This is a genomic window from Alteromonas sp. DYW1 (assembly GCF_059752595.1).
Genome location: NZ_CM186038.1, coordinates 3712021 through 3726328 on the forward strand (window position 1 = coordinate 3712021; position 14308 = coordinate 3726328).

14 protein-coding genes are annotated in these 14308 nt (G+C 44.8%); 4 read left to right on the forward strand and 10 right to left on the reverse strand.

Annotation, left to right across the window (positions count from 1 at the left end):
* The first annotated feature begins 2 nt into the window (after positions 1-2).
* Genes cydX through AC121Z_RS16895 form a run of 4 tightly spaced genes read left to right on the forward strand, consistent with a single transcriptional unit; the run spans position 3 to position 3967 of the window.
* A complete protein-coding gene (gene cydX / locus AC121Z_RS16880) occupies positions 3-113 on the forward strand; it encodes a cytochrome bd-I oxidase subunit CydX (RefSeq protein ID WP_498125495.1) in 111 nt (36 codons plus the stop codon).
* Complete coding sequence (locus AC121Z_RS16885) at positions 113-1705, forward strand: ABC transporter ATP-binding protein/permease (RefSeq protein WP_498125496.1); 1593 nt, start codon at positions 113-115, stop codon at positions 1703-1705. Before cydX ends, AC121Z_RS16885 begins: the two co-directional genes overlap by 1 nt.
* The gene (locus AC121Z_RS16890; protein WP_498125497.1) at positions 1702-3285 is read left to right on the forward strand and encodes an ATP-binding cassette domain-containing protein; all 1584 of its coding nucleotides are present in this window, start codon (positions 1702-1704) and stop codon (positions 3283-3285) included. Before AC121Z_RS16885 ends, AC121Z_RS16890 begins: the two co-directional genes overlap by 4 nt.
* Entirely contained in the window at positions 3272-3967 is a 696-nt protein-coding gene (locus tag AC121Z_RS16895) for an MBL fold metallo-hydrolase (protein ID WP_498125498.1), read from the forward strand. The genes AC121Z_RS16890 and AC121Z_RS16895 overlap by 14 nt, the downstream gene beginning before the upstream one ends.
* 24 nt (positions 3968-3991) lie before the next feature.
* On the opposite strand, the gene AC121Z_RS16900 is transcribed toward AC121Z_RS16895, so the two are convergent.
* From AC121Z_RS16900 to AC121Z_RS16945, 10 genes are all read right to left on the reverse strand, one after another.
* The gene (locus AC121Z_RS16900) at positions 3992-4381 is read right to left on the reverse strand and encodes a Na+/H+ antiporter subunit G (protein ID WP_498125499.1); all 390 of its coding nucleotides are present in this window, start codon (positions 4379-4381) and stop codon (positions 3992-3994) included.
* 8 nt (positions 4382-4389) lie between these two features.
* Positions 4390-4659 (reverse strand): K+/H+ antiporter subunit F, encoded by a 270-nt coding sequence (locus AC121Z_RS16905; RefSeq protein ID WP_498125500.1) that lies wholly within the window; start codon positions 4657-4659, stop codon positions 4390-4392.
* Entirely contained in the window at positions 4653-5153 is a 501-nt protein-coding gene (locus AC121Z_RS16910; RefSeq protein WP_498128291.1) for a Na+/H+ antiporter subunit E, read from the reverse strand. The genes AC121Z_RS16905 and AC121Z_RS16910 overlap by 7 nt, the downstream gene beginning before the upstream one ends.
* Positions 5153-6676 carry a monovalent cation/H+ antiporter subunit D gene (locus AC121Z_RS16915; protein ID WP_498125501.1) on the reverse strand — a complete coding sequence of 508 codons (1524 nt, stop codon included), beginning with the start codon at positions 6674-6676 and terminating at the stop codon, positions 5153-5155. The genes AC121Z_RS16910 and AC121Z_RS16915 overlap by 1 nt, the downstream gene beginning before the upstream one ends.
* Positions 6673-7038 carry a Na+/H+ antiporter subunit C gene (locus AC121Z_RS16920; RefSeq protein ID WP_498125502.1) on the reverse strand — a complete coding sequence of 122 codons (366 nt, stop codon included), beginning with the start codon at positions 7036-7038 and terminating at the stop codon, positions 6673-6675. The genes AC121Z_RS16915 and AC121Z_RS16920 overlap by 4 nt, the downstream gene beginning before the upstream one ends.
* A complete protein-coding gene (locus AC121Z_RS16925; protein WP_498125503.1) occupies positions 7038-9827 on the reverse strand; it encodes a monovalent cation/H+ antiporter subunit A in 2790 nt (929 codons plus the stop codon). The genes AC121Z_RS16920 and AC121Z_RS16925 overlap by 1 nt, the downstream gene beginning before the upstream one ends.
* Positions 9828-10087: 260 nt before the next feature.
* Positions 10088-11785, reverse strand: a complete 1698-nt coding sequence (locus AC121Z_RS16930; RefSeq protein WP_498125504.1) for a class I SAM-dependent methyltransferase — start codon at positions 11783-11785, stop codon at positions 10088-10090.
* A 739-nt stretch (positions 11786-12524) separates the two neighbouring features.
* Entirely contained in the window at positions 12525-13130 is a 606-nt protein-coding gene (locus AC121Z_RS16935; RefSeq protein ID WP_498125505.1) for a DUF4326 domain-containing protein, read from the reverse strand.
* Complete coding sequence (locus AC121Z_RS16940) at positions 13130-13573, reverse strand: DUF488 domain-containing protein (protein WP_498125506.1); 444 nt, start codon at positions 13571-13573, stop codon at positions 13130-13132. The genes AC121Z_RS16935 and AC121Z_RS16940 overlap by 1 nt, the downstream gene beginning before the upstream one ends.
* A 6-nt stretch (positions 13574-13579) precedes the next feature.
* A complete protein-coding gene (locus AC121Z_RS16945; protein ID WP_498125507.1) occupies positions 13580-14200 on the reverse strand; it encodes a dual OB domain-containing protein in 621 nt (206 codons plus the stop codon).
* Positions 14201-14308 lie beyond the last annotated feature (108 nt).

Below are 14308 nucleotides of genomic sequence, written 5' to 3' on the forward strand. Positions count from 1 at the left end.
TTATGTGGTATTTCACCTGGATACTAGGCGTATTATTGGCCTGCTCGTTCGGCATCATAAACGCCATGTGGTTAGAATCCACCGAAGATATGGATAGAACGGACGAAGCGTAATGACAGCGACAAACTCCGCCATATCAGACTGGTTAAGCACTGAAGCTAAACCCTTACGTCGCAAGCAACTTGTAGTATTGGCTATACGCCTTGTGCAACTGCTCGCGCAAATTATGAGTTTCAGTGTTTTTGCCAGTCTTATGGCAGAGGTTATTGTGTTTGAGCGCAGCATCACGGGGCAGCAGGTGCTTCCCTTGATAATTAGCGGTACAACCTGGGCACTAACATCTTACGCTGCTGATAGGTTTGCTTTTGCTCTACAATGGCAAAGCATTCAAAGTATGGAGAAACGTCTCAACCGAGCGCTATTACAGCAACAAACAGCGCTCACACGTCGGTTCAGCGCAACATTTTGGCAGCAACTGGTAATGACTAACATTCCTGATGTCGCTGAATACTTTACGCAATATTGTATTCAAAAATGGCTTGCCGCAATTGCTCCTGTACTTGTCATTCTGATTTTAATACCCGTCAACTATGTGGTTGCTTTGACCTTGTTAATGACGTTTCCAATTATCCCATTGTTCATGATTTTAGTTGGCAAACACGCGGCGCAACTGCATCGCCGACACTTTATCGCACTTGAACGTTTAGGCGACCTTTTTAGCGACCGTCTTAAAGCGCTTCCACTATTGACCGCGACCAATCAGCATGCAACACAGCAAGCTCGACTCGCCGACGCAAGCGATATCGTCAACCGCAAAACCATGCAGGTCGTCAGAGTGGCTTTTTTATCCAACACCGTACTGGATTTCTTCGCTACGATTGCGATCGCATTAATCGCTGTGTTTATCGGTTTTAGCCTGCTAGGAGAAATCAGCATTGGTCCAGAAATAAACTTTTCGCAGGGCCTTTTCATGTTACTCGTAGCGCCGTTACTTTTTTCAGAATTAAAGGCCTTAGGTCGCTATTATCACCAGAAAGCAAAAGCCGAAGCCGGCGCAGAACGGCTACATCAAGTCCTTGGTGATACTCAAGAGTCCTATTTCGTGACCCGCTTCGAGGGTGTCACTTGGCTCAACTATCAAGTCGCCAAGCCTCGCTTACACGCAAACAAAATCACGCTCAGTAAGGGTGATTGGATCTTACTCAGTGGTGACTCTGGTAGCGGTAAAACAGCATTAATGGAGGCACTCATGAGTTTTCGTCAAGCTTCTCACGCCTTTCCGGTTCGACCATTCATGCTCGGACAGCAAGCAACCATTCTTGATGCATCCTTGGCGCACAACTTATGTTTAGGCAAGGACAGCATTTCGACTGCACAAATGCTTAATGCTTTGAGCGCAGTTCAGTTAGATAACTGGTTCGCGCGTCTCCCGCAAGGGTTAGATACCGAGCTTGGTGATCACCCGCCATTATCCGGTGGCGAAGCGCACCGTCTAGCATTGGCCCGCGTATTGTTGCATGAGCCAGACATAGTATTACTGGATGAGCCCACAGCTCATCTTACCCATGAACAACACCTTGCACTTGCACAACTGCTCCGCCAGAAGCTGCATGATAAGACTGTTATTTGGGCTTCACACAAACCAATTCCAACGTCATGGTTCAGTCAACATTGGCAAATTGCAGACGGCGAGATCCACTCATGATATGCGAGCGTCAACGTCCAACCCAGGCCTCGTTAGTTGGCAGTTTGCTGCTAGCTATATTGCATTATAGCGCTGGTATAGCCATTTTATTGCTGGCTTCATGGTTTATCGCAGCCTGTGCTATTGCTGGGGTAAATTTTAATTATGTATTACCTGCCGTCGTCATTCGTGCACTTGCGCTGCTGCGTATCGGCAGTGGCTACTTTAGTCTACTCGTTGGCCATCATGACTTGCTGCTCCGCCTCGCCAACCTCCGAGACAGGCTATTTGCTGCGCTAGAAGGTCAAACAGAGGTTATACGCAGCGAAGCTCTCGACGCTATGAATCACAACAGCGAGCGCGTTGCTGCCGTATGGATGGCTTTCGTTGCACAAAATAGTGGAATTCTGTTTTCGCTAACACTACTGAATGTTATCAGTCTATTTTACATACCAGCATTATCACTCATTGTGCTGTATTTCAGTGTTAGCTTTTTTATCCTGTATGCCTTACTGCTCGTCAGCTTGTTGGGCACTGCAGCGAAAATTGTCGCCTTACAACGGGACCAACAGCTTAATATTCATCAGCACATTGAATCAGCGAGCCTATGGCATATGCAAGCTGCAGGGCAGGTGAATATGCCATCGCTAAATCCCGTAAGGCACGCGCTCAATCTGCAACACAGACGTATCAAACTCATGTCGCTTATATTGCTGCTACTGAGTATCACTTCAATTAGTGTGCTGTTCACTCACTACAGCCACACTATGCTAGGCAATGCCATGTTTATTATTGTTCCAATGGTATTACTCGGCGTTAATGACTGGCTCACTCCCAGTTTGCCCAGTCAGCAAACCCTATTGGAATATGTTCAGGCCAAACGCTCACTCAATGCACAATTAACCAATCATCAGCGCGTTCCGCGACTTGATAATCCTGTTCACGCAATTGACTTAACGCATTTTAAAGCCAGTAAAACGCAAATGCCGACAGTATCGACTTACTTTGCCCCATGCAGCTTAAATGTGATAGTGGGCAGCTCCGGTACAGGCAAATCTAGACTCCTTCAAGCTATCGCAGGGCTCATTCCATCAACCGGCACGCGATCGTTGTGTTCTGCTACAGAATCAGGGCAACAAGAGAGCCTGCCGCAGGGGGTATTAAACAACATATTGTATGTAGAGCAATTTCCTTATTGTCTATCTGACACACTGCTTGCCAATCTGCAGATAGCTAATCAGCAGGCAAGTCAAACGCAAGTAAAACAAGCGTTGCGCAATGTAGGATTGGCCTATCTTGACGATTGTAATGAATGGCTAGGCGATGCAGGTAGAACACTATCCGGCGGCGAGAAAAAGCGGCTCGGAATAGCCCGAGCACTGCTAAGCGACGCTGCTGTCATTTTAATCGACGAACCTTTCGAGGGCTTGGATGCAAAGAATACATCACGAATTGCCGAGCAAATCAGCTTGCTCGCTCAAACCAAAACGGTTGTGCTCAGCACCCACATTGTTCCATCCGAGCTGGTAGTCGATTCACTCGTCTCACTGGATACATTATCAAGTGTCCAGCAGCAAGTTGAACATTATGACGGCGCTTAGTGTTAAACCTTTTATCAATCCGCAGACACGCACTGTCAGCTACATCATTAGTGACAACGCATCAAAATTCGCCGCAGCGATCGACCCAACATTCACGCTAAACTCTAGCGGCAATGTGGATTGTTCGCCGGTAGAGGCGCTGGTCCACTACATCAACGCGCAACAATTAACGCTGCAATGGATTCTGGAAACCCATACTCAGCCCAATCACTATAGTGCGAGTCATTTCCTAAAGCACCGCTGCAACGGCGAAATAGGGATCAGTAAGGCTATCCTAAGGGTACCAACCTCACAAGCATCCTATCGCTTAGTCGAGGGGGAGGTTGTGCGCAGCACGCAAGGATATGATTATCTTTTTGATGATGGCGAAGTCATTAATTTAGGACACATACCTGTTTTAGTTATGCTCACACCTGGCCTTTCGCTGGCTTCCGCGTGCTACCAAATTGGTGACATCATGTTCACTGGCGCTGCTTTTTTGTCCATCACAAAAGCGTGCGGTGAAAACCTCGTGATTGACCTGAATGGGATTGGTCGGCAATCATTACAGAAATTATTGCGCAACCGCGCAACCGTGCGCCTCTTTAATGGCTTCACCCGCACTCCGTCTGAAACCAACCTAGCTGATTGGGAGAGCTCTATCTATAGAGAAAGACACCGACTGTTGCGCGCACCAAGATAAGCCGGGTTGATGATATCACTGGCCTTAACTTTCTGTTTGCTCATCTTTTGGCGAGGCCTCTGGCGCTTTTTGCTCACGCGCAGTGAGGACATGGTGCGTATTTTTGGTGCGCGCCATAGTGCCAACCTGGAGGTGCATCGCGGCCTTGGCTAGAATGTGCGCTGTTACTGGCGCCGTAATCACTAAGAATAGAGTGATTAGGAGTTCTTTGATGCTTACATAACCTTGGGTAAAGGCCATATACACCAACGAGCCCAGCAAAATCCCACCCAAGCCCAAGGTTGTCGCTTTAGTGGGTGCGTGCAAGCGAACATACAAATCCTGCAAACGCAGCAAACCAATAGAGCCGACCAACACGAATATGCCGCCTAGCAACAATAGTATTGAAATAATTAGCTCAGCAGTAAAACTCATATTCTGTCCTATTCAATAATGTCGCCACGCAACAAATATTTGCCAAACGCCACGCTACTGACAAAGCCAAGCATGGCAATCAACAATGCTGCTTCAAAGTACAAGGCAGTGCGGTTGTAGATCCCATACAATAAAATCAATGCGATACTGTTTATGTACATAGTGTCCAAAGCCAATATGCGGTCGACAATGTGGGGGCCAATCAGCAATCGCCACAAATTCAATATCAATGCGACACAGAGCATGATAGCAACGATGATTACGGTGATATCTAGCATCCGAAAATCTCCTTCACGCGCGCTTCATAACGCTGTTTGATAAAATCGATGACCTTTTGTTCATTGGCGGGCATGTTCAGCACATGCACATACAGCCATTTTCGGTCACTTGAGATGTCACAGCTGACTGTGCCCGGCGTCATCGTGACCGTGCTAGCCAGTATGGTCACCGGAAAGACATCAGGTAAATCTAACGGAACCGCAACAAAGCCCGGCTTTATTTTACGCATCGGCCCTAAAACCAACACGGCGACTTCAAGATTCGCTACCACGATGTCTTTCAATACCAGCAATACATAGCTGATTACCTTTAGCGGCTTTTTTATGGCAGGTTGAGGTACCCGTAGCGGTTCGCATAAAAGCGGAATTGCTATCGCTAATGCAGCGCCCAGCAGCCAATGGCCCGGACTCATGCTGGAGTTGATCATCAGCCAAACCACTAGCAACATGATACTGTGTAGCGGCATGGGCAGTAACTTTGCCAAGCTATGCATCATAAACCTCCCCGCAAATTCATCACATCCAATAACCCATTGAGATTGTGCAGTTGCTCAGCCGCTGCTCGAGTATATTGGATAACGCTGTCGCCAAATACAACCAACACCGGTGAAGCGACCAGTAATAATACGGTGGCTGCGATTTGCCACGCTGAGGCCCCGTCGGACTCGCTAGGACCGCTATTGGGTGCATAGCGCCAGAACAAGGTTGTTCCTGCTCGCGAAAAGGCGACGATCGTTACTAAGCTGGAGATCAGAATAATCGACCAGACCCAGAGACGCGCAGTACCGTCGGTGACCGCCTGCAGGATCATTAATTTACCCAGAAAACCGGAAAAAGGCGGTAGTCCAGCAACTGTTAAGGCGGCGACAAAAAAGCCAATTCCCAGCAAGGTTTGTTGTTTTAACTTACGCGCAATAACAAAACGGTCAAACGCCTTACCACGTTGCTCACCAATCATGTCGGCAATTAAAAACAAAACACCGGTGATCAGCGTACTATGCACAAGGTAGTATAAACCCGCTGCAGTCGCCTCAGGCGTTCTCAACGCAAAGGTCACTAGCAATGTGCCCACTGATACAATGACTAAGTTGCCTGCCAACATCCGCAAACTTGGACTCGCCAGGGCACCAATGGTGCCAACGATAATTGAACTCAACGCCAACACCCATATCCATGGCTCGACCATATTCGCTAATTCACCCGCTTGCTCGCCAAAAATAACGGTATAAACCCGAAAGATGCAGTACACACCGACTTTAGTCATAATCGCAAACAGCGCCGCAACTGGAGCACTCGCAGCCTCATAGGTTCTAGGCAGGTAGAAATGTAATGGCAGCATGGCGGCTTTAAGACCAAACACGACGAGCAATAAGCTCCCACCCACTTGCGCAATTATCGCCTGACTGTCACTTAATTGGGCAACACGCTGCGACATATCTGCAATATTGAGTGTACCGGTGGTGCCATACAGGGTACCCAAGGCGATAAGGAACAAGCTTGAACCAATCAGGTTCAAGATAACATAATGCACGCTGGCAGCAGTTTTCATCCTACCACCACCATGAATTAGCAGCGTATATGACGCGATTAATAATACTTCGAAGAAAACAAACAGATTAAAGAGGTCGTTGGTTAAAAACGCTCCCGCAATTCCCAATAATTGGAATTGAATTAAGGGATGAAAATATTTACCTTCTCGGTCAGTACCTGCACAGGCGTACATGACTGCACCAAGCCCCAGGAAGCTGGTCAGAGCTACCAGCATACTCGACAGTAGATCGGCATAGAGAATAATGCCAAACGGTGGTTGCCAGTCTCCAACCGCATACATTTGTGCACCGTCATGCCAAACCGTCGTCATTAACCACAGTGCGCACACTACTTGTAAGACCGATAGCGAGATCGAGGCAACTCGGCGATATTGGTACTTTTCACTGCCCACAAAGGGTGGCAGCAACATCAACAAGCCACCAACCAATGGAATTAAAATGGGTAGGATCGGCAAATGCACCATCATAGTTTACTCCTGATGGGCTTAACGCGCTTGTCAGTATCGGGCGGATCGCGACCATCAACGAGATCATTGCCAAGGTCGGCGCGCGCCCGCATCGATAAAATCACAACGAAGGCAATCATCGCAAAACCAATAACGATTGCAGTCAGCACCAATGCTTGCGGTAACGGGTCCGCATAATTTTCGGCTTTACCTAAAATCGCCGCCCCATCCAAATTCAAACGCCCGCTAGAGAATAAGAATAAATTCACCGAATAAGACAACATGGTGAGACCAACAACAACCGAAAATGTCCGCCCCCGTAAACACAAGAACACACCGCAAAAGGTGATAACACCCACACATACTACGTATAAAGTTTCCATTATTCCTCCGCAGTCGGTCGATGAACCGATGTCAACTTACCTAAATTCGCCAAAATGAGTAAGGTGGCACCTACCACTGTTAAATACACGCCTAAATCAAATATCAAAGCGCTAGCGAGCTCAATTTCACCAATGACTGGAATGTCAAAATAATCAAACCAGGTGGTCATAAAGGGGCGACCAAAGAACCAACTCCCGATGCCCGTAAACGCAGCAATTAACACCCCCCACGCAATTAACGCCTGATAATCCACCTTCAGGCGCGGTTTGATCCAATCAACCCCATGTGCAATGTACTGCTGGATCAGCGCGACTGAAGTGATCAAACCTGCAATGAATCCTCCCCCAGGCATATTGTGTCCGCGCAAGAAAATATAAAATGAGACTAATAACGCAAGGGGCAACAAGCTTTGCGAAATCATCGTTAAAATAGGCGGATGACTGTCTTCCGACCATGGGATACCTTTGTCATTGGCTGTGGTCATGGATAAGCGGACACCGGTGAGTAATTTGAAAATACCGAAAGCCGCAATACCCAGCACCAATATTTCGCCCAGTGTATCTAGCCCACGAAAATCGACCAATATAACGTTGACCGCATTGGTGCCACCACCTCCGGTTTTACTATTGGCCAAATAGAACTCGGAGATACTATTTAACGGTTGAGTGATAAACGCATAGTTAATCGTTGCCACGATCCCACCAACCGCAGCTGCAATACCTAAGTCACGAACAACGCGCGAGGGCGCAGACTCGGTGACCGTCTTTTGTGGTAAGAAGTAAAGCGCTAGCATTAATAAAATGACGGTCACAACTTCCACTGCCAATTGGGTCAGGGCCAAATCTGGCGCTGAAAAACGTGCAAATGCAACTGATACAATAAGACCAACCACGGATAAAGAAATCAGCGCTAGCATTCGCTTGCGATGGAAGATAACGGTTGCCACGGCGCTGACACATAGGATGATCCCCGCAATAATTTCGGCAAAGCTAACGGGTTGATCAGGTAGATGTAATGCTGCCACATCAAGATTAATCAGTGGTATCGCCGTAATAACCACCGTGAACATAAGTAGTAGCGCGACATAACGCTGTAACGAGCCATTACTTAATTTATTGTGAGCCGTTTCAGCGTACCCCACTAATGTTTGGATAACACCTTCAAAAACTAATTTCTCGTCGGACTCTTTGAACTGACCTTGGAAGCGATAGAGCTGGTTCCGGTAGGCGTAAATAACCACACCACCGACAATCGCGATCACACTCATTAGGAGAGGTAAGTTAAATCCATGCCAAATTGCCAGACTGTAGTAAGGCAGTTCTCCAACCACCACAGCACGCGCTGCAGCGTCAAGAAAATCTCCAACCATAAAGCCAGGGAATACCCCAACCAACAAACACAGTGCCACTAAAATCTCGACTGGGATTTTCATATACCGTGGCGGTTCATGCGGTGTCTTCGGCAAATCAATCGGGTCGCCATTGAAAAATACGTCATGCACAAAGCGGAGTGAATAAGCAACGGCAAAAATACCTGCAAGAGTCGCTAGCACCGGGATCATCCAAAACAAAAAGCCTAAGGCTTCCTGATGTAAGGATTCTGCAAAAAACATTTCTTTGGAGAGGAAGCCATTAAACAGCGGCACACCCGCCATTGACGCTGCTGCGACCATCGCTAGGGTTGCGGTATATGGCATAAAACGCCACAAACCATTTAATTTGCGCATGTCGCGGGTACCTGATTCGTGATCAATGATCCCGGCTGCCATGAACAGAGAAGCTTTGAATACCGCGTGGTTCATAATATGGAATAAGGCCGCAACAGTGGCTAGCTGAGTGTCCATGCCCAATAGCAGTACAATCAAACCTAAATGACTTACCGTTGAATAAGCTAATAATCCCTTGAGATCATGTTTGAACAACGCAACATACGCACCGAGTACCAAGGTGGTTAATCCCGCCAGTGTCACAATCAAGAACCACATGTCGGTGCCTGATAGTACTGGGAAAAAACGCGCCAACAAGAAAATACCCGCTTTTACCATGGTAGCAGAATGCAAGTAAGCACTTACTGGTGTTGGCGCCGCCATGGCGTGAGGCAACCAGAAGTGAAATGGAAACTGAGCCGACTTAGTAAATGCCCCAAGTAATACCAATATTAGTATAACTGGGTACAGAGTACTCTCTCTAATAACATCGCCACTGGCCAGTATGGTACCCAGATCGTAACTACCGACCACGTCAGCGACCAACAGTAACCCTGCGAGCAGCGCTAAGCCACCCGCACCGGTCACTGTAAGCGCCATGCGCGCGCCTTTGCGTGATTCAGATTTGCTACCCCAGAAACTGATCAGTAAAAACGAGCTAATACTGGTGACTTCCCACGCCATCCAAAGTTGCAAAATATTATTCGCAAGCACGATCGATAACATCGCCGTCATAAACAGCATTAAGTAGGCGAAAAAGCGGCCTGCGGCCTCTTGCGCAGATAGATAGTACCGCGCATAAAGTATAATGAGTAAGCCAATGCCGAGGATCAGCAACGCAAACATTAATGCCAATCCATCTAAGCGCATGGAAAGCACCAAGCCGGCACTCGGTATCCACTCAAGATGCTCGGTTACCACGTTTCCGGCTAAAACCGTTGGCACCAAGCTAATGATGTATGCGAGGGCAATGGCCGGTGCGAGCATGGTGAAAAGCGTATTCGCAGTGCGCCCAAAGCGCTCAGTCACAACAGGCACTAGCACACCAATTAGCATGATGACGGATACCCAAAATAAGCTCATGATTTAACGGCGCTCCTGAATCCAATGATGACTGATGCAAGTCACCAGAAAGTAACACAAATTAGAAAAATTTGGGGCAATAATTGCGACAATTGATACGGTTTTTAGCGACTAGCGGATCTGGTTTTTTCGAGCAATTGAGGAATTAAGCGCAAAAAAAAGGAGGTATCAGTATAAAGTGATACGTTCATTCATAGCAGTGTAAATTGGTACTTATCAAATTTACAAACGTTTTCGGTTTAATTCCTAGATACTTACTTTTACTGCCAATCCGCTAACTGTTGGAAATCTTTTAAGCGATCTCTTTGCAACGCAAATGCAGCAAATACATCATCGAAGTTAGTATTCTCTGGTTTCAAATTGGGTAACGCTAAATTTGCCTGACTAAAGAATTCAGCTTGATTCGTTTGCCAGCCTTGCTTCCACCAATAAGTAATAAATTCTCTAGCTTCAATTAGCTTTAATCCAGTGGGTAATTTATCTGACTTTTGCGCATTAATTTTAGTCATGCTTGGCAACAAATTCCACAAGTCATTGTTTGGCCAACGCGCAAATGGAAATGCATGATCTACAGCGTAGTCAGCTCTGTGTAAGCTTTTACCTGACCAACAGCAAACAACATTTTCCGATCTCAACAAATCATTGACTCGCTGTCTTATGCGCGAAGTCGTACGCTCTGGGTTGTCCCAATTTAACGCATTTAGATAGTCTAATTTAGAAAACTGACTTTCTTTGTTGCGACCATAACTCGCCATTAACGTTGCCCACTCGTTGACCAAAGTGGGTTCAATCCACACACTAAATCGCGTTAATGAATCCCAAATGGACTTTGGAACAAGAAACCTTCCGAGCGATGACAAAAATTTAAAATCTAAAGTGAGCTGCCCATCTGGCTTCATAGTTCGATGAAGTTCGACCTGAAATACGGCATCTTTAGTACCTGGTAACGTGGTGTACTTAGCTGGCATACTCTTAATAGTGGAGGCGATATCTTTCAAAGTTTGATAAAGAGATTGCACAACCTTACCTTCGAAATAACTGGCTCCGATATAAAAGTCATTGCAATTGTGAGAAGTAAGTCTCTGCCACCCATCAGCTTTGATGAATCCGAGCCCTTTGTTGTTATTACTGTTTTGTTGCATACCAAATTGATCAACTAATGGCTTATATAGCTTCATCCAATACAAAGCGACTAGGCCAACAGGAAGGAGAACATGCTCATCGGTTTGTTCGATAATGGCTCCTGGATGCCCCTCAGCAATGCGCAGAAGAGTTCTTAGCAAAGCAACTTTGTAAGTTGAAGACTTATTGTCGTTAACCACGATATTCCGAATTAAGGGGAATGCACCGGTTCCATCATCGGGAAGTGACATCAAAACCGTTTGCCAACTGACATCATCACGCCCTAATTCATCATCTCGTTGTGACGTTGTTAACAGCTTAAATGTAAGACCAAATTGATTCGCATATTGCGACAATTCATCTGCTGAAACTGGATACATTGTGCGCTCATCACGACAAGCGCCATGCCTTAATGAAATAATTAATTTCCCATTAGGCTTAAGTAAAGAACTTAACTTTCGAAATGCTCGCTGCCGCGAGGAGGGTGGTATGTGCATCCAAACGGCACTTAAAAGTATCAAGTCAAACTTTGTGTGCAGTGCATATACCGCAGATAGTTCAGGTAATGTATCAGCAATCCAGTGAATTGGTTTTCCGACAAAATATTGCTGTGCAAGCTCACGAATACCATCCGCAGGTTCGACAGCAACAACACTTAAACCTTTTGCAGCCAGAAAACGAGCATCACGGCCAGAACCAGCTCCAACATCAAGAACCATGCCTGCACTTGGAATTAGGTCTAACCAATCCTTATGAACTGATTCAAATTGAACGCTATTGTATTGCTCGGCCAGTGATTGAGCATTGGAAGAATAGTAGTCAATATTCTCTTTCAACTGAAAGGCCCGCTTAGCAGCGACTTGGGTAATTTGGTTGTTATTCTAGTATACGTTTAAACTTTTTCATTCATTTCTATCGCTAATTCGAAGGAGAATTTACAAAAAGCTTTAAATGAACCTATTTCTAACAATTTTGAGATCATTACAATGTCAATGCAACACTATAGAAAAACGGTAAGGGCAATTCTGTTTGCGCTTAACAATATCACTGAGTAAAGCTATCGCGATACTCAAGCTTATTAAAGTGAGTGAGTTTATATGGCGCACCCGATAGGATTCGAACCTATGACCTTTGCCTCCGGAGAGCGACCCTGCGAAAAGTGGCTAAAAGTCGCACCCCTGCGAAAAACGGCATTAATAGGTATATCAATGTGTTAGGACGCATTCGCTAAAAAGCCAACTTACCCCGATTAACACCGATGGTCACAGTACGGTCACAAAACTTTATGATTTCGCGTGATGAAATTAGCCAGTTTTGAGCCCTGCGAAAAAGTCCACAACAATGAGTAGTATAATCAGTAGCGACAATTATTACAGTCTCGCACTACAATGTATACTTAACGGGATTACATCCCACATAAATTGTTTCGCCGTTTCTCGGGGCGATTTAGCAATATACATAATATTAAAGATGCTATTGCACTTCTGGTGGAAACGAACTGATATTTTTATCTGACACTTGCGTTCCTTCCATATTCTGATTTGGTTGTACGATCTCGTAACGAATAAGCGCCCTTTACATTCCATCATCCCACTGGTTTAAAAAATCAGCCAATATATCACCGTGGCAAGGTTGTGGTTTACAAAAACATCCGAGCCGCTTTCCGGCTAATTTATAAACTTCCTTTTTCTCTTTATTAGGAAATTTCTCAAAATCAAAATCATATTTGTACTTTCGAATTACTTCGTCTCGGTCATCGCCGTCTTCAAACATTGAATAGGGATTACCCCAGTAAGACCCTCTCCCGATATATTCATAACTTGGTGTGCTTTTTTCCGATTGATACTTAGCTTCATGTTTTATATTAATAACCCTTGTTAATTTTATCCTTATTAATCTTAAAGGCTTATCATTTAAGGTTAATAACTTTGTTTCTTCGGAAAATTCTTCACCGTCATCAAAAATTATGGCATGTGTTATACGCTCTACCGTCCAAGCATCTACTTTTTTGCTAATAATCTGACCAGAGCTTTCAGCACATATTTTTTGTATAAATTGGTTCGGATCATCAGAAAAAACAATCTCAACTTCTCCTAAGCTAGAAGTGATTTTTTGCACCTTTCTTAAAAACTTTGAATAACATTTAAAAAGGCTTGGATAAAGTATTAAAACGCTGTTCATTAGTATAAATGTTTCACTTTTAATTCTAAGTTTGAGTGCTCGTTAAGGTACTGTATAACCAAGCTTCGATGACATAGGTGAGGTTCATGTTCACTGCAAAGTAAGCAACCATCCTCTAATAATTTTGGCGTAATTAACTTTTCAATATTTCTTTGGCTCATGAGGTTTAAAAATCTGTCTTCATAAACATTCCAAGGCATTTCGCCTTTTTTGTATGCAGATAATATATCTTTCGTTGGAGCTAATTCTGGCGAGTGTACGTAATCAGCGCCACAAAGTTCCTTTAAAAAAAACTTAAGATCATCTCTTTTCGCAAAGCCCGCTAGCTGTGAGACATTGTTTAACCTAACGTCAATGAGTGTTTTGACATCAGATTCTTGTAAGAAAGTAAAAAATGTTTCCGCGTTTTTTTTCGTAAAGCCAATTGTATACAAGTTCATCATGTCCCCTTAGAAAATAGTCGCAACTAATTTGTAGCAATTACCTTCAAACTCTTCTCCTAAACTAATGCAAAGTATCCCTTTAATAGCACGTGTGTCTTGAACAAGAGCGTCGAAACTGGGGTCAGTCACTGGTAAATCATACTCCCAACCATTGTATTTGAAAGATGCTCTTCGTTTATTAAACGGACTAACATATAGGCTTAAATTACTCACTTGCACTAAATATAAACTTTGAGAAACAACCAGTTGACCTAATTTGATAAGCTCATATCTTACCCTATCACCTTTACCCCATAAATCTGATGGATGGTCCAAAAAATTGATAATATGATGGTGGTCTAACGTGTAGTTCTGCTGCCAAACACTATCATCAATCAAGTAATTTTCAGGTTGGTTTATCAATGGAACATGAGCTGTAAGACCGATGGTTACCTTTTGTAAAGGCTTAACGTTAAAGGTACCATGAGGGTTACGGCACTTGGCTTGGGTATGTGTTAATTCTTTTCCGTCACTATCCGCCACAGGTCTAACCCAATGCCTACCGTCTAATGTCTTTCCAGCAACGCAATGCTGACCGTGTTTAATAGAGTTTGCAAAAATTACTGTTTGTATCGATTGTTGGTTCATTAAAGACATTCCGAAGTTAATAACTTCGCATAGCAATGCCAAAATCAAACCAAAAACAAAATACCCAATATATTCAAACGGATAACAAAAAAACAAGCAATGACAAAG